We start from the raw sequence: 25,210 nt of genomic DNA, 5'->3' as shown, positions 1-25,210 counted from the left end.
AATAGCTTACCCTGTCCCCAAGGTACCTGTATACAAAAAATCGACCTGATTTATGAAATTCTTAGGGCCGTTCCCACTTCGATATCTTCTAGCCAATTCAGGAAGCGGTTTATGTCTTCTCCCTGATATATTGCCCCATGTTGTGGGCACAAAAGATCGATATCCAATTTGCGCACACGGCTGATCCAGGCCTGCTTGGCTTTCTCAGATGGCATCCAGCGTTGATGGAAGGTTTTGATCTGGCGAATATGGGCGTCAAAGTCTTCAACAAACAGCGGGTCATCCGGGCCATTCAGCCCGCCGCCAATGTCACCACTAAAGAGAATTTTTGCTTTTTCATCATAGACACTGAAATTCCCGGAGGCATGCATGTAATGAGCCGGAATAAACTGGATTTCCAACCCGTCAAATTTCAAGGTCCCACCTTCATCGGCAATGGGATCATAAGTGATGTTGTTGCAGCCATAATGACGCAAGAAGCCTTCCCACACCCAAGGTGCATGCAATGTGGCTGTGGGTAGCGTTTTGTCCCACAGCCCCAGGGAAGAAATAATGTCAGGGTCCTGATGAGAGGCAAACAAATGGGTGATTTGTTCCACCGGGATATAATGAACCACAGCGGCCAGCATAGACGAAAACAGTTCAATCCCACCGGGGTCAAGCAGAATGGCTTCACGCGGGGTTTTAATCAAATATTGGTTGGTATCTACGATTTTGTCGATTTTTTCAGGATCACGGCCAAATACAATCCATTCATGGGATGCGCCTTCATAAAGCTTAATCGTTTGCATTTATAATACCTTAGCTAAAAATTCTTATCGTTCATTCAGCACTTTGCGACAGTCGCGGACGGTCGTGCGGATATTCTTGGCGGCATTTTCAAACTTTTCGACAATCGCTTCAAAGTTTGATCGATAAAGGGTGGAAACCGTCGCTGCTTCCAGCCGTGATGTTGAGGTTACAACATTAGCGGCGAGCATGCGGGTTTCGATTTCTTCCAGCAATTCATTTAATCGGCGTATATTGCGCAATAAATTCTGTTTAAAAACAATTAGATCCCGCTCAGATTCCTGCAAGGGGCCTTCAAAACTATCGCGGTAAAGGGCATTTTTGGCGCGCACTTTGGCAACAGAAAAATGATTAACTGCTTCATATCCGCGCAAGGCGATAAGGGAAGCTTTGGAGATCATCAGAGCTTCTCTATTGATATCTTCCACCAAACGGATGGTGTCACTGGCCAGTTCCACCATAAAGTCGGTAATGGGCTTGAAAGTGCGGACATTCTCCCCAGCCCTTGCAACAAGGGCTTTGGCGTTCATTGCTTCGAGGGAGATATTCTTGGCTTCTTTTAAGACGGAAGCAAGACGTGCAGAGACAGCAACGGCCGTGATATAAAAAGTCGTCTTAATTTCAGTATCCTGTCTCATTTTGCCCATTGTTGAGATGTCAAAGCCGATTTGAGAATCAATAATTTGATATAAGCACGAACCGGACGTCAGAACAACACGTGATCACACAAAAAATCATTGCGAATTGGCCTTTGATCAGGCAGGCTAAAAAAGGTAACGATAAGAAAAAATTAGGGAACTTAGGTTTATGGGTGAACTGGTTACAGTTCTGGTGGCGGATAGGGACGCTGTCAAAGAAGATGTTCTGGATTATCTCGATCCGGAAAATTACGCCATCCGGCATGTATGCAGTTTAGATGATGCACAGGTATTGCTGGAAGATGACACATTTAGTGTCAATACTGTCATCTTTTCCATATCACCGGACAATCCCGATTTTGATCGCGACCTCCGAAAACTTAAAAGAAAAGAAAAGGCAAAATACGTCCCTTTTATCGGTATCCTTGAAGACGTTTCCATGGCTGATCAGTTTTCGCGGCAACCTTTCTTTCACGTTCTGGAAATGCCATTGGACCAGAGGACCCTTTGCCATACGGTTGATGCCGCCCTTGCCGATTTCAAACGTTATAAGGCATTGTTATCTGACGTTAAATCACGCACATCTGCAATTGGATTGATTAAATCCGGTAAATTTCGTCTACAAACCCTGCAACAGGCTGAAGCCTTAACAACCATGTTGTCGCTGGCCTGTCCTGAACCCGGCATAATTGCCCTTGGTCTTTCTGAAATTCTTGTCAATGCAATTGAACATGGCAATCTGGGAATTTCTTATCAGTTGAAATCCACCTTATTGGAAAAAGGCACCTGGAACGAAGAAATCGATAAGCGACTTGCTTCGGATGACTATAAAGACAGATTTGTTGAAATCCGCTTTGATCGCACAGAAACACGTATCGACATTATCGTCACAGACCAGGGTGACGGATTTGACTGGCGCAAATATGTTGAAAAAGATCCGTCAAACCATAGTGAAAAACATGGTCGCGGCATCGCTATTGCCATCAATATGGGTTTTGATTCAGTGATCTATAATGAAAAAGGCAATCAAGTTACGGCCAGCGTAAATCTTTAAGATTCCCTACTTTCTGACAAAGCTGACAGTGGTTAAATCGTCCGGGATTGGTCGCACGGCTGTTTCCAGAAATTCCGCGAGTGTGGCTGGCTGGATATTTTCAAATCCGTCCTTGGCATATTTCTTTGCGCGTTCCATCAAACCTACTTCTTCCCACATGGCGCCATCAGCATCCGGGGATTCAATCAGTGCATCAGAATAAACGTAAATAAAGCTGTTTTCCGGAAAATCGACCACATGGTTTTCATAGTCATAAGTGGTAATAATCCCCACGGGCAGCCCAGCCGTATCAAGAAAACGAATGCCGTCTACATCATTGTTGATGCCGATCAACACAGGTGGTGCAGCAGCAGAGGAATAAGTCAGCGTATTTTCGGACTGATCAATCACCGCCCAGAAAAGCGTTGCAAACTGTTCAGGTGATAAGACTTTTGCCAGGTGAGCATTCACCGCATGTAAACATTCTTTGGGATTGCCCCAATCCAGATTGCTTTCGTTGATCAACGTGTGAAGGCGGAATGTATTCAGCGCGGAAACAACACCATGACCGGAGAAATCAATAATAAAGAACCCTACCCGATTGTCATCAATCTGCTGCAGGCCCCAAAGGTCCCCCCCAAGTTCAGAAGATGCTTTCCAATGATTTTGGATCATCAGGCCCGATTGTTCTTCAACCTGGGCAATCAGGTCGGCATTAGGCAACAAACTTTCCTGGATCACACGCGCTGAATTTAACTCTGCTTCCATGCGCGTCTGATAGGCTTTTTCCTTGCGTTGCAGAATCAGGTTTTGTAACTGCAGTTTTACCCGGGCGACAAGCTCATAGACATTGATAGGCTTGGAAATCAGATCGTTTGCGCCAACCTCAAAAACTTCTGCACGTTCTTGTGTAGCTTCCATTCCGGTCTGGATCAAAATCGGCATATGGGCATAAGTTGGATTATTGCGAATTTGGCGACAGACTTCAAAGCCGTCAGTCCCCGGCATCACGATATCCAGAATAATCAGATCTGGATTCAGCTCTTCCAGCATAGCAAGCGCATCATCACCACTTTCTGCGGTATGAAGGTTCATATATCCAGCTTTTTGCAAGCATGTTTTGATCAAAGTGCGGAGAACGGCAACGTCGTCAACAATAAGGATTTTACAATCCGCAATTTCATCAAATTTGACGACTTCTTCCATGTTTTCTCCCTCTCATGTGACTGTGATTATTATCTATTGAGAGGCGTTAGGCAATAGACGAAACCATTCTTTTTCAAACTATTTTTTAGAACAACTCTATGTCATCGGACGCTTCTGAATGGTCCACTTCAGAAGAATTTTCTTCGGTGTCGGTAAAAAGGTCGTCACATTTATCGAACAATGCATGCTTGATAAAACGTTCACGAACTTCGCCTAATTGTATTTTTGCAACTAATTCTTTAATCCAGATATCTTCTTCATCTTTTTGTGGGGAGATTTCCACATTTTCCAGTGTTTCGTCTTCCATTTCCTTCATCATGGCGCTGACCGATTTTATCGCATCGCCGATGGTGGAAAGACGCTGACTGGTGCGATCTTGAAACTGGATTTTCGTGACGATATCTTCAATCGCCTTTGTTAGTTCTGTACATTCATTTTCAGATTGCGCCAATGCCGTTTCAACTTTATGACTTTTTGCGATCATTTCCTGCATTTTTGTGCGAACCCGATCAATATCCCCTTTTGCTACAGCGCTGTCGAAATCATCCAGCAAACTGGTCATAAAAACGGACAAAGGTACGGTCGTTGCCGCTATCCCACTATCAGCATGTTCTTCAGAAAAAGCTTGGATGCGATTGGACTGGTTTTGTGCGATCTGTGCTAGTTCGAGAAAACGGCTACTTAAACCTTCCATACTGTTTTCGACCAGTGACGAAGCCGTTTCCATCTCCCGTGCAAGAGCCAAAAGTGCACGTTGCTGAACTTCTGACAGTCGGCACCAATGCGCAAGAAAATCCACGGCGCTGTTGTTTGATTTATCTCTCATTATGCACCACGGCTTAGTTTGACAAGCATTTCTGCAATATCGTTCAAGTCAGCAACATAATCCACGGCACCTCGTTCAAAAGCTGCTTTCGGCATACCATAAACCACACAACTTCTTTCATTTTGCCCGATATTGGTTGCCCCAGCCATCTTAAGGCGTAACATGGCATCTGCGCCATCACGGCCCATGCCGCTGAGCATCACACCAATGGTTTTGGATGGTATCACGTTGAGTGCGGAATCAAACAGCACACCAACTGATGGCTGATGCCCGCCAACGGGTTCACTTTTATCCAGGCAGCACATCAATTTCCCATGAACACTTGTCACCTGTAGATGGCTATCCCCAGGTGCAATATAGACATTGCCGCGTTCAGCAATTATCCCGTCAGCGGCTTCATGAACCGTTAGCTGGCATTGATTATTCAGCCGATTGGAAAAAGTCCCTGTAAATTGCTTCGGCATATGCTGCACCACGAAGATGGGCGGCATATCTTCGGGCAATGGCTGCAGGATAGTGCGCAAAGCCTCTACCCCACCCGTAGACGCCCCAATGACGATCAACTCTTTCTCAGTAGTGGATTTAGGACCACTTACAGACAGGCTTGGCGGTGTCACTACATCATGCAGACTTGAGATAACGTTGGCGATAGCAGCCGTTTTTACTTTGCTGATAATCTCACCGGAGATTTCAACCATGCCCTGTTGCAAGTCATTCTGCGGCTTGCTGACAAAATCAACTGCACCGATTTCAAGCGCTTCAAAGGTAACGTCGGCACCTTGTTGCGTCAGGGTTGAGATCATAATGACAGGCATTGGACGCAATTTCATGATCTTCTTCAGAAAATCAATGCCATTCATTTTCGGCATTTCGACGTCTAGCGTAATTACATCTGGATTGGTTTTCTTGATGAGTTCACGTGCCTTATGGGCGTCAGGCGCAGTACCGACAACCTCAATGTCGGGGTCATTTTCCAAAATGGTACTCAACAGCTGGCGCATAAGCGCGCTGTCATCAACCACCAACACTTTAATGTGTTTGGACATGCTTTTTGTTTCTCCCGTCAGAAGAGTTCAATCGAACCTTCAATCTCCGTCTTCTCAATCTCAGACTTGAATGTCTGTTCTTCGGCAATGACTGCGGCATTATCCTGTTGATCCAGCAGTTTCATCTTCACTTTCCCTGTTTGCGGGAAGAAGATGATCCTGCGTCCCTGTTCGCCCCCAAGATGCTGTGCAGACACCGCCATATGTTCAATTCGCAAATAGGTTTCGACAAATTCAATATTCTTGGTCCCCACCAGCATGGACGACTCAAACATATTGGCCCCGCCAAAAACCTTGATTTCCAGTCTATTGCGCGCCCCGCCCATGCGCAGGATATCGTTGATCAACACTTCCATGGCATAGTTGCCATAACGCATGGAAGCGCTTACACCGCTCCAATTCCCCGTATCGCTTGAAGGCAGCATGAAATGGTTCATGCCTCCGATGCCCAAGGCCGTATCACGTACACATGCAGAAATACAGGACCCCAGAGTTGTCACCAACATTTCATCTTCTTTTTTGGTGACATAATGATCACCCGGCCCAACCTTCACGGCAAAATGCTTAAACGTCGGGTCCCAGTATTTTCTTGATACTTCTGTGTTTTCGTTCATCAAAAAAGACCCTAAGACTTCTTGCGATAGATGGTTCGTCCATAAAGTTCCAGTGAATGCTCCGCCGTCAAAATGGTTTCGGAATGACCAATAAACAGCCAGCCACCGGGCTTTAGTAAATCGACCAATCGGTTCGTAAGAGCCAATTTATCTTTATTATCGAAATAGATCATTACATTTCTGCAAAAAATCGCATCAAAGGGCCCTTTCATCGGCCATTCACCCAATAAATTCAATTGCTTATATGATATATAACGACGCAATTCTGTCGCCACATGTAACCTATCGTCTTGGGTAGGTATCTCTTCCAGGTAATTGTGATATTCCTCCGGCAGGCTTTCGAAATGGCGTTTCTGATAATCACCTTTCCTTCCGCGCTCCAACATATTGGTGTCAAGGTCTGTTGCCAGGATTTTTGCATCAATCCCATCCAGCCCCCGTTCTTTAATCGCCCGATCCAACTGCATGGCGATACTGTAGGGTTCCTCCCCGGATGAACATCCGGCAGACCAGATACGCAAGCGGTCCTGGCGACCTGATCTGATGGCATTTAAGGCTTCAGGCAGGACCATACCGGAAAGATGGTCAAAATGATGCGGTTCTCTGAAAAAACGGGTCAGATTAGTCGTGATCGCATTGATCAAACCACTAATCTCGCTTTCCCCTTTCGCCCCGCCCAAATAGTGCAGATAGTCGGAAAATGACTGAATGCCAAGTTTGCGCAATCGACGCGCAAGGCGTCCATAGACCATGTCCTTTTTATGATTTTTAAGAACGATCCCGGTTTTCTGGTGCACCAGATCAGACAACGTCAAAAAATCATCATCGGTAAAGGGAAACTCGCGCTTTTTTTCACGCGGCTTCATGATAAACCGGACTTTGCGTTCCGGTTTATCTTTCTTCGCCTTTTTGGTCTTATCGACAAGCTTAACTTTGTTTTCCGACATGGCAAAAATCCTAGAATTCTTCCCAATCTGCATCGTCCGGTGTATCGGAGTTATTCTTCGGTGCCTGGATGGTTTCAATACGTTTTTCGATGGTCTTGGTAATTTCTTGTCTGGATGCAGACGTATCTACAACCACTTTATTTTTCACCACTTCTTCACCGATATCGAAGAAAGACATCAGACGCATCATTTTTTCAGATTGTTCCTCCAGTGAGCGGGCACTGGCCGAACTTTCTTCCACAAGGGCAGCGTTCTGCTGGGTCATTTCATCCATCTGTGTGACAGCCGCATTGATCTCACCCACACCAGAGGCCTGTTCCTGACTGGCCGCAGCGATTTCAGATACAATGTCAGCCACGCGTTTGATGGATTCAACAATATTGGCAAGGGAAGCACCTGTTTCACCCACCAGTTCCACACCATCACGAACTTGCGAATTACTATCCAAGATCAATCCTTTGATATCCTTGGCCGCTTCACTTGAACGTTGTGCAAGGGTGCGAACTTCAGATGCCACAACCGCAAATCCTTTACCCGCATCCCCAGCCCGTGCAGCTTCCACAGCTGCGTTCAGGGCCAACAGGTTGGTCTGGAAGGCAATTTCATCGATTACACCGATAATATCGGATACTTTTTGTGAAGATTTCTCAATAGATGACATGGCGGTCACCGCCTGTTCCACAACACCGCCACCCTCTTCTGCCACTTCACGGGCTTTCATGGCCAGCATATTGGCCTGTTGGGCATTGTCGGCGTTTTGTTTAACAGTCGTTGACATCTCTTCCATGGACGCAGCTGTTTCTTCAAGGCTGGAGGCCTGGTTTTCCGTACGTTGTGAAAGATCAATCGAACCGGACGCAATTTCAGTAGATGCCCCTGCAATTTCATTGGAGGCAATGATGATGTCGCTCACGATCTGTTTTAAGCGGCTGGACGTTTGGTTTGTGTCCTGTTTCAGAGACTCATACGTCCCGGCATAATCGGTTTCAATCTGGTACTGCAGATCCCCTTTGGCAAGGGATGACAGGGATGTGGACATTTCATCAAAGACCCCACTAACGGTATCTTTCAAATTGTTAATGCTCTGTGCCAGCCCCAGCATAAAGCCGTCTTTATCTTCCAGGGAAATATTCTTGGAAAAATCACCATTTACAACAGCACGCACCACCCGGTCCACTTCTTGCTGAACAAGAAGTTCATCGGTGACATCCAGCCATTCGATTACTGACCCCAAACGATTTTGCTGGTCATCCACAATCGGGTTCAGCACACAATCAAATGTTCGCGCGCCCAGTTTCAGCTGGAACGGATGTTCGTCGGTCAGTTTATCCAAAATGTCTGCCTGATGATGAGCATTCTTGTGGAAGCGATCAATAGAAGAAGACAAAATATCTGCAGCTTTAAAGCCTGGAATATCTTTCGCGATTTCGGTCTCTGCTTTCGACATCATGCGCTGCAGCGCTTTGTTGGTAAAGATAACGTCACGATCTGCATCTGCCACCATCACATTCGTATTGGCATTTTCAAGGGCGACACGAATACGGTAGTTTTCCTCAAACCTCTGACGCTCTTCTTCCTGCTTGGCGAGGGTTTCCGTCATATCCGTCCATTCGACAACACTGCCAAGACGCTCCCCATCACTGCCACGTACAGCAGCAGCAGACAGGTCAAACGTACGAGAACCCAACTTCATGCGGGTTGTGTGCACACCTGTCAGGTTTTGAAGAATTTCAGCCTGAACACCCGGATTTTTATGATAAGAATCAATAGACTGGCCAATAATATTATCAACATTAAAGTGTGGAATACTTTTCTGAATTTCAGACTGCGCATTCCTAAACAACATCTCAACGGCGGGGTTCATATAGATCACGCGGCGATCAGAATCTGCTACCATGATGCTGGTGGTCGCATTATCAAGGGCGGCACGAATACGTTTATTTTCAATGCTCATCCCATAAATCTGGTTAAGCGAACGCGCCATATCACCAAGTTCATCACCGCGATCCTGCATTTCGATGGAACGTGCACCACCACGGGCCAGCTCCCCGACAAGGATACTTAGACGGGAGATGGGTTGGGAAATGCTGCGCCCGACCAACCAGCCAATAACAACCACACCGGCGATAATGATACCAAGCCCAAGGATCAGATTGGTGCGGATTTTTTCGACCTGTTCAAAGACTTCGTCATAGTCTTGCATGACAACCAGGGCATATTTTGCACCCAAGAAGTCAAAGGGCGCATAACCGACATAACGGGATTTTCCGTCAAACTCTTCCTTCGTAATACCGGTTCTGCCAAGCAAGGCTTCTGATACAAAACTGCCGCGAACTTTTCGTTGTTCATTATCGCCCTTTTCCTGAAAACGCGATTTATTGCGTGCCAGCCCGTCTGTACCCACCAACATAGCTTCACCGGTTTCACCAAGTCCGAATGATCTACTGACGACTGCACTCAAGCGACTAATTGGCATTTGGAAAACAAGGACCCCTTTTGCTTTCCCATCAATGACAATCGGCTGGGAAATGAAACTGGCAGGAAGCTCGCCACTTGGCTTGTAAGGTTTGATATCAAAAAAAATCTGCTCATTTTTGGCGAGAGAAATCCCTTTTGAATATGCCAACGCCAGATCAGTTTCTTTCCAGGGACCGTTCACCAGATCTGTAGCGAAGTCTTTTTCTTTATGGACGGAATAAACAAGTTTGCCTTCTTCATTCACCAAAAAGATATCGTAATAGCCTTTTTCTTCAAGAAATTGGCGAAACCACGGGTGATAGGTGTTATGCACCTGACCATAAGCGGATTGGTCGCCATCAGGCAAATCGAGCTTATGCTTATCCCCTTTGGGAAACGGGTTTTCATTTATGTAGCGTTTTGGCAGATCATCCATCGGATCGCCATCATACATCGACCAGGCACGAGAAAAGGCCATCAGAGCCTTTTGTGTCATCGGCGCATTGGCCACAATCGTCAGGTCTGTTCGAATACCGTCGAAATAGTTATCCATTTCCGCCAAGCGTTGCTGGGTCAGAACCTCGAAATTATTATGGATATTTTCTTCTTCTATATTTTCAACCTTGATCAGCGCGAATGTAATAATCAACAACGCACTGATAGCTGACGTTGCAACAATCACAAGGGGGATTTTGCGTGACAATTGCCAAAAAGAAGTCTTTGGTAAATTCATATCGTTCATTTGTCCTGATCCCCTACTGCCGCTTCGCCCAAGGCGATCCCTGCTTCAATCGATTGTGGTTTAAAAAGTAATTCTACATCTAATAAGGCGACCATGCGGCTTTCCACCGTTACAAGGCCACTTAAAAATTCGTCATCAATATTGCGATCCATTTTCGGGACCTGCTGAATTTGTGGTTTTGAAATACTGATAATGTCTGAAACCGTATCAACCAGAATACCAACAAGCCGATCTTCGACTTTAACAATAATCACAACATGCATCTTGGTCGCTTCGGTCAGACCTCTGCCAAATCGGCATCTCAGATCAAAAATCGGAACGATCAGGCCACGCAGATTCAAAACGCCGCGCATAAATTCCGGCGTATTTGGCAGGTGTGTCGTTTCTGTCCAAGCCTTAATTTCGCGTACAGCCATGATATCAACACCATATTCTTCCTCACCGATGGTGAAGGTAATATATTGGCTTAGGGGATCAGATGATGTTTCAACAACATCCTTTCCCAGCCCCTGTGTCGGTGTCAGACCGTTATCAGTCGTAACCATGAGGTTGTTCTCCAGTCAATAAAACCTGTTGTTCCAGTTTTTTATAAGATCGGCGTCGCTCCGCGCCATGTTCCATCTCAGCCAGACCATCTACGTCCAAAATCAGGGAAACCTTGCCATTACCCAAAATCGTAGCGGCCGAAATTCCAGCAATCGGGTCATAATTCTCTTCCAGGCTTTTAATCACCACCTGCTGTTGACCCAATAGTTCATCCACCATAATCCCGACATAACCAAATCGTTCGGTTTCCACGATAACGACCAGTGCTTCCGCCGGATTTTTGATGGCATTACGCACATTGAAAAGCCGATAAAGATTAACGATCCGAATATATTCCCCGCGTACAGAGGCAACCACCCCGCCATTCATCAGGGGCTGCAGTTCTTCTTCGGTGGGATGAATACTTTCAATGATTGCTGTCAACGGAATGATGTATTTTTCATCCCCGCATTTAACGATCATCCCGTCGAGTACGGCCAATGTCAGCGGCAGAGACATCAAAAAACGTGTGCCTACGCCCGGTTCAGAATAGACAGAAATACGCCCGCCCAAGCTGACGATATTTCGCCGTACGACATCCATGCCCACACCGCGACCAGAAACGTCACTGACTTCTTCGGCCGTTGAAAAGCCGGGGGCGAAAATCAGATTGTCAATTTCTTCATCCGAAAGGTCATGATCTTCAGGCAGCAAGCCTTTCTCAATTGCTTTTTGAACCACGCGTTCCCGGTTGATCCCCTTGCCATCATCGGCAATTTCAATCTGAATGCGGCCACTGCGGTGTTCGGCACTCAGGGTAATACTGGCGCGTTCTGGCTTATCGGTTAAGGCGCGTTCTTCCTGCGTTTCAATGCCATGATCGACGGAATTTCGAATCATATGGATCAAGGGGTCCATCAATTGCTCAATGACCGTTTTATCTACTTCGGTCATTTCTCCATGGGTGATCAAATCGATCTTCTTATCCAGCTTACCGGAAAGTTCACGCACCAACCGAGGAATACGGGCAAAGACCGATTTTACGGGCTGCATGCGAATAGCCATCACGCTTTCCTGCAGTTCCCGAGTATGTGCACTAAGGTCGTCAAATCGCTGTGCCATCATGGCCCCTGCGCCCTGCTGTAAATCTTCCACCTGTTGCTTAAGCATGGCCTGACTGATCACGAGTTCTCCCACCATGTTGACCAGACGATCGACCCGGTCCAGTTCAACCCGAATAGATGAAATCTTGCCGGCACCGGACAAAGAAACCTTGGGTTCATCTTTTGCCGCTGGTTTAGCTTCAACAGCGTTCTTGGGCTCGGGCTGAACAACAGGGGCTTTGGCGGGTTCTTCGACAGATTTTGCCTCTCCAATGGCAAGAACAGGCGGGGTTTCTTCCACCTTGGGCGCAGCGATTGGTTCTTCTTTTTTCTTTTTCGCCCTTGGTTTACGTTTTGCCTTTTCTTTTGGGGCAGGCTCGACAGATGTTTCAGCCACTTTCTCACCTGTCGTTATTTTTTCGATCACAAGCTCTGCATCATCGACGACAAATTCAAAGACTTCTTCGACGTCTTTTTTGGAACAGTCACTTTCCAACTCAAACGTCCAGCTGAGATAGGCTTCATCGGAATTAATCTGATCCAGATCCGGCAGGCGCGATATATCGGCTTTGGATACACACTTACCAAGCGTTCCAAGCTCTCGCGCCAGCAATAAGGGTTCGTTTGCAAAACGAAGCAGATGGGATTCCGGGATAAATTTGATACGATAGGTTGGGCTGAAATCGTCTTCAGGTGCTGCGACAGTGTCCAATGCCTCGGGTGGATCTTCATCAATAAAAAGGCCCCAGCCCTGTTCTTCTTCTTCCTCTGGCGTCAGATTATAGTCAGTGACTTTAGGGGCAGCAGCAGTGGCTTTTTCAACAACCGTTTCAACAGGTTTGTTTTCTGCCAAGGCTTCCAGATCATTTGCAACTGATTTCCAAATGGACGGATCGACTTCCAGGTCGTCTTCCGCCATCTGAACGAGAATAGCCAAAACATCGTTGGCCGCAATGATGGTTTCACCCAATTGTTCAGTGATTTGGATATCACCTTCGCGCAGCTTATCCAACAAGCTTTCAAAGATATGTGAGAAAGAGACAAGATCAGTAAAGTTAAACGCCCCTGCCCCGCCTTTAATGGAATGTACACAGCGGAAAATTGCATGCAGGACCTCAACGTCCACGTCTGCAAGCTCTGCCTGAAGAACACTCATATGCTCTTCTGCAGATGCCAGCAATTCGTGACATTCTTCAAAATAGGTGACTTTGAATTGATCCAGATTAAAATCTTGAGGCACTGGCGTTACGTACCTTTCTCGGGGATTGGCTTAGGGACAGACTTTTGAAACGACTTGAAGAAGTTTTTCCGGGCTAAAAGGTTTTACGATCCACCCTGTTGCCCCGGCCGCACGTCCTTCGTTCTTTTTGCTGGAATCTGATTCTGTTGTCAGAACCAGGATCGGCGTTGATTTATGGACACCATGATTACGCAGTTCCTTAATCAAGGTGATACCATCCATTTTCGGCATATTGACATCTGTGATAATCAAATCCACACGGTCATCGCCCAGTTTGTCCAAAGCATCCACACCATCGCCTGCTTCCAGAACGTCATGTCCGGCGTTACGCAAAGTGAACCCGACCATATCACGCATGGTCTTGGAATCATCGACTGCCAATACACGCAAACCCATTAATTTTTTCTCCAGTTATTAAGACAGTCCGACACGCCCAATTCAGTCATGCCCCGTTCAAAAACAGAGGTCACATTTTCAATTGAAAATCGCCCACCTGCTTTTTCAACTTTAAAACCAGCAGCAAGCAAAACCTGAATGCAAGGTGTTGAAACACGTTCAACGTCAGAACTATCGAGGGTAAGATTTTTATGTTTGGAAAGACATGACTTTAAGGATTCAAGAAAGTCATCTGCCACAGCCATATCCAAAATAGGCTGTAACTTCAACACCACCTGATCATTTTCCACCTTAATTTCAAAGGCTTCGCTCATGTTTCTCTCCTGCCAGAAAAGGCCTGCGCACCCTGTATTTCATCTGTGCAGGCATTTTCATACTATATTTTCAGATATGCTAGCAGGCTAGTTACAAAAATTGAAATGATTTCTAGGCTGTAACAGCAATTGCGAGAAAATTCATTACGTCCACATCCAGTTTTTTCTGCGAGAGAAGATGAACACCTTTCAGTTCTTCCTGAAGGGCTTGACGTCGATCCGGGCAAATCATCGCAAACTGCACCTTGGACAAGGTCTTCATCGCGCCGAGGGAACGCAAAAGTTCAGCCCCGTCCATTTCCCGAAGAGTCTGGCTGGCAATGATCACAGACGGTTTTTTAGTCAGGGCGACTTCATAGGCATGAAACGGATTTTTCAACCCATGGACCTGAATGCCATTGCTTTCAAAATTTTCTTTGATGACCGCAATTTCATGATCATCATTTGTCACCACTAAAGCAGACAGGCCGATTGCCTCTTCACTATTCCCCAAAGCATCACCGCGTTGTGGCAGCCCCTGCAGCCATTGATCAAGCGCACCTTCATTGTCGCCTTCATCACTTTCAATCAGGTCAGAAAGGCGATCCACATAAAGCTGGGAAGCATTGACCAAGTCTGTCGTATAGCTTGTTTCACCTTCCAAAAAGGCTTCAAAATTATGGCATAGCTTTGTCACGAGAGGCATCTGGAAGGTGCCGCCCATCCCTTTCAGACTATGGATTTCGCGTAAATATTCTTCCTGCAAGGCCCGATCCTGACCTGCCCCTCTTTCAAATTCCTGGAGAATCTCGTTCAGGCGATCAAGCTTTTCCTGCGCCGTTTCCAGAAACTTGTCTTTCATCTGCGCCAGAATTTCTTCCATATCAGGAATATTGGTGACCATCGTCGTCTATCTTTCGATCTTTATTCTCAGTTTTCAACTTCAGTGCGCCAAAGTCTTGACACAATATACTGCGCATTAAATTTCAACGATACCATTTTCGATGGCGTATTTAACCAGACCTGCAGATGTTTTAACGTTCAATTTCCGTTTGATGTTACGACGATGGGTCTCAACGGTTCTGACGCTGATATCCAATTCGCGCGCCACGTGTTTGTTGCTGTTGCCTTCAGCCAACAGGCGCAGGATAGTTTTTTCGCGATCCGTCAAGGGCACTTCCTTTGAGGTACCCTCATTCAGCAAAATATCAGTCACGCCAGAACTGTAATAGGTTTTCCCTTCAAAGACAGCCTTGATGGCTGAAATCATCTCGTTGGACGAAACATCTTTCAGGATGTAGCCCTTGGCTCCAGCCTTCAGGACCTTGGTGATATATTCGCGGTTATCATGCATGGTCAGCATCAATAAACGCACGCCCGGTTGTTCTACGGAAAATCGTTCAGCAGCCTCTATGCCGTTTAAAATAGGCATGCTGATGTCCATCAGGACCACGTCGGGGGACTTTTCCGCCGCCAGGGCCAAAGCTTCTTCTCCGTTTGATCCCTCCCCGATTACCTCGATGGTTTCGTCCAATTCGATACGGGATCGAATACCATCCAAAACCAAAGGATGGTCATCAACAAGAAGAACCCGAATTTTCGTTACATCATCAATCGTCATTATCTATTCTGCCATTAGTACGCTGTTTGGTAGACGGGCTTCAACAACCGTTCCTTTATCGGGCGACGACCACACGGTCAATTCGCCCCCATGGAATTCTAACCGTTCCTGCATGTTTCGCAAGCCAATACCCTGAAAAGCGTTTTTACGCCCTTCAATTCGAAGCACATCAAACCCGACACCGTCATCAGAAATGATCATACGAATGCCGTCCACGCGCTTGACCAGCTCAATGGTAACGCGCGAGGCACCGGAATGACGTTCGATATTGGTCAGGGCTTCCTGCGCAATGCGGAACAATGTTGTTTTGATTTCTTGCCCCAACAATTTGGTGAAGGGGTGTTTTCTGAACGACACATTAATGCCTGTGCGTTCGCCAAATTCGTGGCTCATACTATCTAGGGCCGCTGAAAGACCAATGTCATCCAGAACACTGGGACGCAAGTCACGTGAAATGCGCCTGACTTCGCCGATTGCAGTTGCCAACCCTTTTGCGCCCTTTTCCATGGGCGTGATCGCGTCATCCGATCCTTTATGGATTTTATCAATGGCCAGTTCGATGGAATATTTAACGGATACCAAAATCTGGCTGATCCCGTCATGAAGTTCACGTGAAACACGACCACGTTCTTCTTCCTGAAACTCAACGATCCGCTGGGTCAATTCTTTCAGTTTTCTATCGGCGAGCTTGCGTTCGTTGGAATGAATGACCAGACCGGAAAGGAACACGCTGGTTAGGGCAAAAATCGCAATCCAGAAAATCAGGGTGAAGGCTTTACGGATGCGGTCTTTGATTTCAGATTTTCGCGCTTCAATCTGTTTATAGATATCGTCCAGATAAATGCCAGACCCGATCATCCAGTCCCATTTTTCCAACATAACCGCATAGCTCATTTTTTCAGCAACCACATCGCTGGATCGTTTTTCCCAAAGGTAGCGGTAATATCCGCCGCCTTTACGCGCCCGTTCTGTAAGTTCTTTAATAACCATGCGGCCTTTACTGTCCTGCAGGCCCCACCAGTTCAGACCGACGATCTCTGGCTGACCAGGATGGACAAGCCCGGTTCCATCACCAGCATAAACAAAGAAATAGCCATCCTTTCCATATGTAAGGTCATGGAGAATGGCTTTCACCTGTTCTTTTGCTGCTTCATCATCGCCTTTGGCATTTTTATAGACATGGTCAACGGCTGTCAGCGCCATATCCATATAGGCCTTTAATTCATCGGCCTTGGCGGAAATCACATTGGTTTCGACGCGATGCAGCTGTTCTTCAATCATATCTTCCGATTGAAAGTACAAAATAAATATAATCGTACTGACCGCGAAAAACAGCGGCAAGACAGCAAGCAGTAAGATCTTTAAACGAAACATGAAATCAACCGATTAATCATCCTGTTGATACCATAACACGGTTTGGCGATTTGCCTACTACCCACTATTGCGTATTGGCTGTACGCATTGCTGGCGATTTTCAACCAGCAGGAAGGTTGGTAGAGTGCAGCCAAGTTGTTTAAATATTGACAGCTGCTTTAGAAATTTCCGCTTCCCCATTCTGCACACCCAGGATTTTTCATTATTGCTGTCATTCCCTAGACTTTAAGCAACGTCCCCAAACGAAGGCTTCTTGCTTCAACCGGCAAGAAGCCTTTTTTGCGCTTAAAGGTCAAACTTGATCCCTTGCGCAAGCGGCAGTTCACTTGAATAATTGATCGTATTGGTCTGACGCCGCATATAAGATTTCCAGGCGTCAGATCCGGACTCCCGTCCACCGCCTGTTTCTTTCTCGCCGCCAAAGGCCCCACCGATTTCAGCCCCGCTGGGTCCGATATTGACATTGGCAATGCCACAATCTGACCCGATGGCAGAAATAAAGCTTTCCGTTTCACGAACATCTGTTGAAAAGATGCAGGATGATAACCCTTGCGGCACACCGTTCTGCATTTCGATTGCCTCTGTCAGCGTGTCATAGCCCATAATATAGAGGATCGGTGCGAAGGTTTCAGTTTTCACCACATCCGTTTGGCCCGGCATTTCAACAAGGGCGGGATGCACATATGCACCTGGCTGGTCCAATCGATCGCCTCCATTGATCACGCCACCTTCCGATTTCGCAGTCTCCAGTGTCTTTTGCATTTGATTGAACGCATCTTCATCAATCAACGGCCCAACCAAATGGGATTGATCCAACGGGTCACCAATAAGAATACTGTCATAGGCTTTCTTAAGTCGATCGACCAATTCTGTGCGAATATCATTATGAACGATCAGGCGACGCAAGGTCGTGCATCGCTGACCACAGGTTCCAACTGCCGAAAAGACAATGGCGCGCACGGCCATATCCAGATCAGCCGATGGAGTAACAATCATCGCGTTGTTGCCACCCAGCTCCAGTATAGATCGTCCAAACCTTGCGGCCACCACAGGACCGACTTTACGTCCCATCGCCGTACTACCCGTCGCACTTATGATCGGCACATCTTCGCTAGCAACCAAAGCTTCGCCCACTTCACGGCCACCGACAACGACCTGCAACAGATCATCTGGTGCATCCCCAAATCGTTTAAGGGCGCTTTCAAATATCTTTTGGCAAGCAAGAGCCGTAAGCGGTGTTTTCTCAGAAGGTTTCCAAATCACCGGGTCACCACAGACAAGGGCAAGCGCTGCGTTCCATGCCCAAACAGCGACCGGGAAGTTAAAGGCAGAGATCACACCACAAGGCCCCATGGGGTGCCACATTTCAATCATCTTATGATCAGGACGTTCAGAATGGATGGTCAGGCCATAAAGCTGTCGCGATAAGCCAACAGCAAAGTCACAGATATCAATCATTTCCTGAACTTCACCCAGGCCTTCCTGATAAATCTTGCCACATTCCAGCGTAACCAATTTGCCTAACACCTCTTTATTGGCACGCAGCTCATCACCCAGCAAACGCACGAGTTCACCACGCCTTGGTGCAGGCACATTGCGCCAGGCTCTAAAGGCAGCTTGAGAGCACGCGATAACATCCTTCATATCATCAGGTGATGTTTCGCTGACCGATGCGATTTTTGATCCGTTAATCGGAGTGTAGACGTCTAACGTTCCTGTATTCTCCAGAACATGTTCCAAACCTGCCGCCGAAATTATTTTTGTCGCGCTCATTGCTTTGCCTCTTCTGTTATCTTTGTTATGTATATAATCAAACAAGCCGACAGGAAAAGTATATGTTTGAACAAAAAGAGCCCGTCTCCCATTACATCAATGTAGAAGGTTATGAAATTCATGTGACCGAATGGGGCGTGGATAATCCAAAATCAATCCTGATGTGGCACGGGCTTGCCAGAACCGGACGGGACTTTGACCATATCGCCCAAGAACTGTCGAAGGAATACCGTATCCTATGTCCCGACACATTGGGACGTGGCCTGTCACAATGGGCAAGTGATCCAGAAAAAGAATATTGCTTCGATTTTTATGAAAAGATCGCCCTTAAAATCTGTGAGATTTTTGGCTTCTTTAATTTTGACTATCTCGGTACCTCCATGGGCGGGGCGTTGGGAATGCGTTTAGCCTCCGGTCCTTTGAAAGCCAATATCAATCATCTGATCATTAATGATATCGCCCCGGAATTGTCCCAGCCTGCGGTGGATCGTATCCTGACTTATACCGGAAGCCCAGCGACCTTTGACACCATGAGTGAGCTGGAAGATTACCTACGCACCATCTATGTGCCCTTTGGCCATCTGACTGACGATCAATGGCGCCTGATGCTGGAAACCTCTTATCGTCGCACAGGCGAAGGTAAGACCACACTGCATTATGACTCAAAGATCGTGCAGCAGTTTATTCAACACCCCAGTGACTATGACCTTTGGGATCGATATGAAAAAATCGACTGCCCTACCCTTGTCCTGCGCGGTGCGATATCCGATTTATTGTTGCCAGAATGGGCTGTTAAAATGACCGAGGTTGGCCCAAAGGCACAACTGGTGGAAATCCCGGGCTGCGGCCATGCCCCTGCCTTTAACAATTCCGCGCAGATTTCCATTGTAGAGGAGTTTTTCAAAATATGAGTGGTGATGATCATATCAAAAAACTGCTGGAAGAAGGCCTCGGTAAATTCAACGTGGAAAATGAGTTTGCCAAAAAACATGACCCACGCGCCGATGCGCCGGATAAAGTCCCAAGTTTTGAAGATTTGGGATATGAATATGAAACCAATCCGGTTTTGAAAGAACGGGTGGAAAAAGAGATTAAAGACCTGCGCAAAAAAGACGGGATTGATTAAACAACTTGCGGCAAGATTGTTTGTTCACCAGGGCCTTTGCAACGGGCTTTGCCGGATTGCTTGGCTTCATACATACGTTCATCAGCCAGCGTGATCAGGTCTTCCCAATCTTCCACATTGTCTGAAATACGTTCGGCAAACCCGATACTGGCCGTCATCGGATCACCATCCGGACGGTCCCCCAACCAGTCTTTCATCAAGCGTTTCAGAAGGATTTCCGCCCCTTCCGCATTGGTTTCAGGCAGAAGCATCAGGAATTCCTCGCCACCCCAGCGGATAATCTCATCCCCGCGACGGGAATGATCTCGCAAGGCTGCCACCAATTTGATCAGCGCCTGATCTCCTGCCTCATGACCGTAAATGTCATTGATACTTTTAAAATTATCCATATCCAGAAAGACAATGGTCAGTGGCCCTTCTTTTTCTGCAGAAACCCGAAAATGAAAACTGATCATTTCACCACCACTACGACGCGTCAACGCATCGGTCAATGGATCGTGATTTGCATGACCCAGCAAGGCCTTCATATAGGTCAACTGCATCATTTCGGCGATTAGAAAAACGCCCAAGGCCAAAGACAAAGTCCAGAAGTCAGAAAGTAAAGTCGGCCATGTTGATCCGCCGCCCGCCCAGGCCCCCATCACTGCCCAAAACAAAATCCCAAAGCCGAAGGTAATCCCTTCAAGGAACACAAGGGGAAAGATGCTTAAGCCTGCCAAAACGACATAGGGCAACGCTTTATACAACAGGGCGTTGATCTCCCCCATCGTATTCAGATCAGCGTCATTAAAAATAAATTTCGCGACGATAAACAGCAACATGGGCATGGACATCAGCAAGGCGAGAAGCGCCAGCGTTTCCCATTTCTCATTATATCCCTGTGGCCGTAGAGCCAGCCAGGCAAAAACGCCGGCGGCAAACAAACGGAATAGACCCAGCAGATAAAAATCCTGGACACTCAGGCTGATAAAATCCACCACAGCCCACAACAGGGTCAAAACGGAAAAAGCTGCCGCGACAATACGGATGCGCGAATTGATATTGTCCATGCGATGGCGCGTCAAATAGGCCGCATGTTTGCGCGACAAAAGCAAATCAACGATATCAATTTCTTTGATAAAGTTTGTAAGGACCTGAGACACCATTTAGCAACTTTCAATCATTCTAAAGAACAGTTGTTTTTTGTTAAATATTGACAGTATAGATGGCTTGGGTCCCAATCAACTATCTTTTTAGATTAGTCCCTTGGTTTTAGTCTACGATAACCCGTTGTTTTTGCACACCTAACCCCTGAATACCCAAGGTCATTTCATCCCCTGCCTTCAAATATACAGGTGGCTTTTGCCCCATGCCCACACCTGGTGGGGTCCCGGTGGAAATAATATCGCCCGGTTGCAAGGACATAAACTGCGACAGATAGCTGACCAGATGACGCACACCATAGACCATGGTCTTTGTTGTACCTTCTTGAAAACGCGTGCCATTTACATCCAGCCACATGGACAGGTTCTGCGGATCTGGTACTTCATCCTTGGTGACCAGCCATGGCCCGATGGGTGCAAAGGTATCACAGGATTTTCCCTTGACCCACTGCCCTGCCCGTTCAATCTGGTAGGCTCGTTCGGATACGTCATTCAAAATGGTGTAGCCAGCGATATAATCAAAGCTGTCTTCTTCAGCGACATATTTGGCTTCCTTACCAATCACGACGGCCAGTTCACATTCCCAGTCGGTCTTTTCCGACCCACGGGGCAACAACACATTATCGTAAGGGCCATTAATCGCGCTTGTCGCCTTGGTAAAGATAACAGGTTCTGGTGGGACCTCCATCCCGGCCTCTGCCGCATGGTCTGAATAATTAAGACCGATGCAGATGATTTTACCAATCCCTGCTATCGGCACGCCAAGCCTTTCACCTTCAACGATGGGCAGACTATCCAGCTCAATCGAAGAAATCTTGCTCAAAGCAGATTCTGACAAAGTCGCACCATCAATGTCACGGACTTGACCTTCCAGGCTGCGTACATTTCCGACAGCATCAATAATCCCAGGCTTCTCCACCCCTTTATCACCAAATCGAACCAGCTTCATCCGTTTAACCTTCGCATATTTGTAAAGTTGATCAGCCATATTAACCATGCCACAGCGAAAGAACAGAATTAGTTCACAGTTCTTTACTTGTAAGGCCTGAATGATTATATAGGCGGCCATGAGCAAGCACATTCCACAGATTGGTATTGTCAGCCTGGGTTGCCCAAAGGCACTGGTTGATTCAGAACGTATTCTCACACAATTGCGTGCAGAAGGATATGAAATCTCCCCCACCTATGACGGCGCGGATGCGGTCATCGTGAACACCTGTGGCTTTATCGACAGCGCCAAACAGGAATCATTCGATGCCATTGGCGAAGCCTTGAACGAGAATGGAAAAGTCATCGTGACGGGCTGTCTCGGTGTGGACGAAGAAGGCATTCGCGAAATCCACCCCGGCGTGCTTGCTGTTAGTGGACCTCACCAATATGAAAGCGTTCTTAAAGCAGTACATGAAGTTTCCCCGCCTGCCCATGATCCCTTCATGGACCTGGTGCCGGATGGTGGCATTAAACTGACCCCAAGACACTACGCTTATTTAAAGATATCAGAGGGTTGCAATCAGAAGTGCACGTTCTGCATTATCCCCAGCATGCGCGGTAAACTCCGTTCCCGCCCCGCTGGTGAGGTGTTGAAAGAAGCCGAAAGTCTGGCGCTGAATGGTGTTCGCGAAATCTTGCTGGTCTCCCAGGACACGGGTGCATATGGGTCCGATCTGAAGTATGCCGAAGATGATTTCTACGGCAAATCCGTGCGCACAAAGATGTATGATCTCTGTAACGCATTGGGGGATTTGAAGGTCTGGACACGCTTGCATTATGTCTACCCCTACCCCCATATTGATGACATCATCCCCTTGATGGCCGAAGGCAAAGTGCTGCCTTATCTGGATATCCCTTTCCAGCATGCCTCCCCCAAAATCCTGAAGCTGATGAAACGTCCTGGCAATCAGATTGAACTGTTGGAACGGATCAAAAAATGGCGCGAGATTTGTCCGGAAATTACGCTTCGTTCTACCTTCGTTGTCGGCTTCCCCGGGGAAACTGAAGAAGATTTTGAATATCTGTTGGACTGGCTGGAACAAGCCCAGCTGGACCGCGTTGGCTGTTTCAAGTTTGAACCTGTTGAAGGTGCCGCCGCCAACGACCTGCCCGACCCAGTTGAGGAAGACGTAAAGGAAGAACGCTGGAACCGCCTGATGGAATTCCAACGCCAGATTTCAGAAGAACGCATGCAGGCCAAGATCGGTAAAACCCTTGAGGTGATTATTGACGAGGTTGACGACCAAGGCTCTATTGGGCGCACCAAGGGTGATGCACCGGAAATTGATGGTGAAGTCTATATCAACGGCGAATGCGACCTCGAACCGGGTCAGATCGTCCGCGTTAAGGTGGAACATGCTGAAGACTACGACCTGTGGGGCAGTTTGGTTGATTAATAGACCTCACGGCCCCAAACATGTTCAGAAACTAACTGAAAATAGTTAATCCACACTATGACAGAAAACGAAATCGTAAATGAAATTGTAATTGAAATCGTATTTGGGATTTTAATCGCTATCGTTTTCGCGATTGAAAGCTTTTTAAACAAAAGCGGTAAACCCAATAAATACACAAAGTTTGGATACCCTATTGTCGTGATTAGCTATATTCTCTCCTTATTTTTTTATACCTGACAGACCCTTTATAAAAACACAGTTTTTTTGCGAAAGTCAGTTCAGTTGACATTCACAAGGGTTAAGAGTACAAGGCGCGCACACCCCAACACTTATTATATTTGAAAGAGTGCGTCATGGAAGTGTCCACACGTTACCCGCATGTCATTATCGTGCGTCTTGCCCCCGAAATGCTGTTAAAAGCGCCGTCTACGCGCCGTAAGTTCCAGAAACAGCTCTATGACAATCTGTCAGAAGGCCTGCGCGTTGCCGGGATTGAATTTGACCTGATTAACCATGAAGGCCGCATGCAGGTCCATACAACTGATCAGGAAACGGCATTAGATGTCATCTCACGCACCTTTGGCGTTGCATCCTACTCCCCCATCGACAAAATCATTGATGGCGGTCTGGAAGCGCATAAAGAAGCCGCAGTAGAGCTCTATAAAGACCTGGTGGCTGGCAAGACATATGCGGTACGTATCAAACGTCTGGGACAGAAGAAAAAGTACAACTCGGTTGAAATGGAACGCCAGATCGGTGGCATGCTGAATAAGCACGCCAAAAAAGTGGACCTGAGCAACCCGGAAATTCTGATTAAAGCTGACGTTGCAGGTGATCTCGCTTATTTCTACACCAAAAAAATCACAGGTCCTGGCGGTTTCCCGCTTGGTATTCAGGGCAAAGCTGTCACACTGATCTCCGGTGGGTTTGATAGCGTAGTTGCCGCCTGGTATCTGATGAAACGCGGCGCAACCAACGAATTTGTCTTCTGTAATCTGGCGGGTGGCGCCTATGAGCGCATGGTGGTTGAGATCACCAAAGTGCTGTGTGATCGCTGGGCCACAGGCACGCGCCCGAAGCTTTATTGTGTAGATTTCGAAGGCGTCATCAATGACCTTCGCAAAAACACGGCGCCTGAATGGTGGCAGGTGATCCTGAAGCGCCAGATGTATCGTGCAGGTGATGAGATCGCCAAGCGTATTGGTGGCGACGCTTTGGTGACAGGTGAAGCACTGGGTCAGGTATCATCGCAGACCCTTTCAAACCTAAATACCATCGATGCAGTGGCTGAAATCCCTGTTCTGCGCCCGTTGATCGGGTTTGATAAGGAACAAATTATTTCTGATGCCCGTATGATCGGCACTGATAAACTGTCTGAAAAAATCCCTGAGTATTGCGCACTCAACAAACGTCGCCCTGCTGTCAAATCCGGTCGCAAGACGATTGAGAAGCAGGAAGAAAAAATGGACATGTCCATTCTGGTTGATGCAGTTGATAATGCCAAAATCTATGACATGTATGATGTGCGCGACGAAGACGTTGCCCAGCACGCGGTCTTTATCGAGGAAATCCCCGAGAAAGCCATCATCATCGATTGCCAGCCGGAAAGCCTTTATGACGACTGGCATGTGCCCGGTGCTGAAAACTATTCCGCTGGTCGTTTGATGAACAAGCTGAAAGAACTGAAGAAAACCCAGCCTTATGTTCTCTACTGTCCCTATGGCACACAATCAGCTGTTCTGGCCGAACGCATGCAAAAAGCGGGATATGAGGCCTATTCCTATAAAGGCGGGATAAAACAACTGAAACGGCTTTATCCCAACGGGGCCGAACAAGACGAATTGACCCGTCCTAAAATACGTTGACGGTTTTAGGTTAAGCCCGTTGCTTTTGGCAGCGGGCTTTTCTGTGCATTTGGTTTGGCGTTTTCAT

23 protein-coding genes are annotated in these 25,210 nt (G+C 47.0%); 5 read left to right on the top strand and 18 right to left on the bottom strand.

The features are described from left to right. Positions 1-50 precede the first annotated feature (50 nt). Both RYZ26_RS03770 and RYZ26_RS03765 read right to left on the bottom strand, forming a co-directional pair. Positions 51-791 (bottom strand): oxygen-binding di-iron domain-containing protein, encoded by a 741-nt coding sequence (locus RYZ26_RS03770; protein ID WP_317681826.1) that lies wholly within the window; start codon positions 789-791, stop codon positions 51-53. Between the two features lie 24 nt (positions 792-815). Next, positions 816-1,427 carry a hypothetical protein gene (locus tag RYZ26_RS03765; protein WP_317681825.1) on the bottom strand — a complete coding sequence of 204 codons (612 nt, stop codon included), beginning with the start codon at positions 1,425-1,427 and terminating at the stop codon, positions 816-818. A gap of 169 nt (positions 1,428-1,596) precedes the next feature. Between RYZ26_RS03765 and RYZ26_RS03760 the strand changes: the two genes are divergently transcribed. After that, a complete protein-coding gene (locus tag RYZ26_RS03760; protein WP_317681824.1) occupies positions 1,597-2,481 on the top strand; it encodes an ATP-binding protein in 885 nt (294 codons plus the stop codon). A gap of 6 nt (positions 2,482-2,487) precedes the next feature. Here RYZ26_RS03760 and RYZ26_RS03755 read toward each other — a convergent pair whose 3' ends face one another. The 14 genes from RYZ26_RS03755 to amaB all read right to left on the bottom strand — a co-directional run bounded on the left by RYZ26_RS03755 (position 2,488) and on the right by amaB (position 18,623). After that, positions 2,488-3,666, bottom strand: a complete 1,179-nt coding sequence (locus tag RYZ26_RS03755; RefSeq protein ID WP_317681823.1) for a fused response regulator/phosphatase — start codon at positions 3,664-3,666, stop codon at positions 2,488-2,490. 85 nt (positions 3,667-3,751) lie between these two features. Beyond that, positions 3,752-4,492, bottom strand: coding sequence for a hypothetical protein (locus tag RYZ26_RS03750; protein ID WP_317681822.1), 741 nt, complete (start codon positions 4,490-4,492; stop codon positions 3,752-3,754). Next, positions 4,492-5,538 (bottom strand): protein-glutamate methylesterase/protein-glutamine glutaminase, encoded by a 1,047-nt coding sequence (locus RYZ26_RS03745; RefSeq protein WP_317681821.1) that lies wholly within the window; start codon positions 5,536-5,538, stop codon positions 4,492-4,494. The genes RYZ26_RS03750 and RYZ26_RS03745 overlap by 1 nt, the downstream gene beginning before the upstream one ends. A 17-nt stretch (positions 5,539-5,555) precedes the next feature. Then, positions 5,556-6,152 carry a chemoreceptor glutamine deamidase CheD gene (cheD, locus tag RYZ26_RS03740; protein ID WP_317681820.1) on the bottom strand — a complete coding sequence of 199 codons (597 nt, stop codon included), beginning with the start codon at positions 6,150-6,152 and terminating at the stop codon, positions 5,556-5,558. Between the two features lie 11 nt (positions 6,153-6,163). Further along, positions 6,164-7,099, bottom strand: coding sequence for a CheR family methyltransferase (locus RYZ26_RS03735; protein ID WP_317681819.1), 936 nt, complete (start codon positions 7,097-7,099; stop codon positions 6,164-6,166). A 10-nt stretch (positions 7,100-7,109) separates the two neighbouring features. Then, positions 7,110-10,298, bottom strand: coding sequence for a methyl-accepting chemotaxis protein (locus RYZ26_RS03730; protein WP_317681818.1), 3,189 nt, complete (start codon positions 10,296-10,298; stop codon positions 7,110-7,112). Continuing rightward, entirely contained in the window at positions 10,295-10,843 is a 549-nt protein-coding gene (locus RYZ26_RS03725) for a chemotaxis protein CheW (RefSeq protein ID WP_317681817.1), read from the bottom strand. The genes RYZ26_RS03730 and RYZ26_RS03725 overlap by 4 nt, the downstream gene beginning before the upstream one ends. Then, the gene (locus tag RYZ26_RS03720; RefSeq protein ID WP_317681816.1) at positions 10,830-13,166 is read right to left on the bottom strand and encodes a chemotaxis protein CheA; all 2,337 of its coding nucleotides are present in this window, start codon (positions 13,164-13,166) and stop codon (positions 10,830-10,832) included. The genes RYZ26_RS03725 and RYZ26_RS03720 overlap by 14 nt, the downstream gene beginning before the upstream one ends. A 30-nt stretch (positions 13,167-13,196) precedes the next feature. Next, positions 13,197-13,562 carry a response regulator gene (locus RYZ26_RS03715; RefSeq protein WP_317681815.1) on the bottom strand — a complete coding sequence of 122 codons (366 nt, stop codon included), beginning with the start codon at positions 13,560-13,562 and terminating at the stop codon, positions 13,197-13,199. Next, the gene (locus RYZ26_RS03710) at positions 13,562-13,876 is read right to left on the bottom strand and encodes an STAS domain-containing protein (RefSeq protein ID WP_317681814.1); all 315 of its coding nucleotides are present in this window, start codon (positions 13,874-13,876) and stop codon (positions 13,562-13,564) included. Before RYZ26_RS03710 ends, RYZ26_RS03715 begins: the two co-directional genes overlap by 1 nt. Positions 13,877-13,988: 112 nt before the next feature. Beyond that, on the bottom strand, positions 13,989-14,759 hold the full coding sequence (locus RYZ26_RS03705; RefSeq protein ID WP_317681813.1) for an Hpt domain-containing protein: 771 nt from the start codon (positions 14,757-14,759) through the stop codon (positions 13,989-13,991). 75 nt (positions 14,760-14,834) lie between these two features. After that, complete coding sequence (locus RYZ26_RS03700) at positions 14,835-15,476, bottom strand: response regulator transcription factor (protein WP_317681812.1); 642 nt, start codon at positions 15,474-15,476, stop codon at positions 14,835-14,837. A 3-nt stretch (positions 15,477-15,479) separates the two neighbouring features. Next, complete coding sequence (locus tag RYZ26_RS03695) at positions 15,480-16,850, bottom strand: cache domain-containing protein (protein ID WP_317681811.1); 1,371 nt, start codon at positions 16,848-16,850, stop codon at positions 15,480-15,482. 285 nt (positions 16,851-17,135) lie between these two features. After that, the gene (amaB, locus tag RYZ26_RS03690) at positions 17,136-18,623 is read right to left on the bottom strand and encodes an L-piperidine-6-carboxylate dehydrogenase (RefSeq protein WP_317681810.1); all 1,488 of its coding nucleotides are present in this window, start codon (positions 18,621-18,623) and stop codon (positions 17,136-17,138) included. A 62-nt stretch (positions 18,624-18,685) separates the two neighbouring features. Here amaB and RYZ26_RS03685 point away from each other — a divergent pair, with 62 nt between their 5' ends. Continuing rightward, positions 18,686-19,534, top strand: a complete 849-nt coding sequence (locus RYZ26_RS03685) for an alpha/beta fold hydrolase (protein ID WP_317681809.1) — start codon at positions 18,686-18,688, stop codon at positions 19,532-19,534. Then, complete coding sequence (locus tag RYZ26_RS03680; protein WP_317681808.1) at positions 19,531-19,749, top strand: hypothetical protein; 219 nt, start codon at positions 19,531-19,533, stop codon at positions 19,747-19,749. Before RYZ26_RS03685 ends, RYZ26_RS03680 begins: the two co-directional genes overlap by 4 nt. Here the strand turns inward: RYZ26_RS03680 and RYZ26_RS03675 are convergent. Both RYZ26_RS03675 and RYZ26_RS03670 read right to left on the bottom strand, forming a co-directional pair. Next, positions 19,746-20,894 (bottom strand): GGDEF domain-containing protein, encoded by a 1,149-nt coding sequence (locus tag RYZ26_RS03675; protein WP_317681807.1) that lies wholly within the window; start codon positions 20,892-20,894, stop codon positions 19,746-19,748. The two genes, RYZ26_RS03680 and RYZ26_RS03675, sit on opposite strands and share 4 nt — an antisense overlap. 106 nt (positions 20,895-21,000) lie before the next feature. Beyond that, positions 21,001-21,840 carry a fumarylacetoacetate hydrolase family protein gene (locus RYZ26_RS03670; RefSeq protein ID WP_317682023.1) on the bottom strand — a complete coding sequence of 280 codons (840 nt, stop codon included), beginning with the start codon at positions 21,838-21,840 and terminating at the stop codon, positions 21,001-21,003. 118 nt (positions 21,841-21,958) lie between these two features. Here RYZ26_RS03670 and rimO point away from each other — a divergent pair, with 118 nt between their 5' ends. Both rimO and thiI read left to right on the top strand, forming a co-directional pair. After that, complete coding sequence (gene rimO, locus RYZ26_RS03665; RefSeq protein ID WP_317681806.1) at positions 21,959-23,278, top strand: 30S ribosomal protein S12 methylthiotransferase RimO; 1,320 nt, start codon at positions 21,959-21,961, stop codon at positions 23,276-23,278. Positions 23,279-23,631: 353 nt separating this feature from the next. Then, positions 23,632-25,143 (top strand): tRNA uracil 4-sulfurtransferase ThiI, encoded by a 1,512-nt coding sequence (gene thiI, locus RYZ26_RS03660; RefSeq protein WP_317681805.1) that lies wholly within the window; start codon positions 23,632-23,634, stop codon positions 25,141-25,143. The last annotated feature ends 67 nt before the right edge of the window (positions 25,144-25,210 follow it).

It is taken from the genome of Terasakiella sediminum, assembly GCF_033100395.1.
Classification (GTDB): Bacteria; Pseudomonadota; Alphaproteobacteria; order Rhodospirillales; family Terasakiellaceae; genus Terasakiella.
This window is presented reverse-complemented; position numbering and strand designations above follow the sequence as displayed.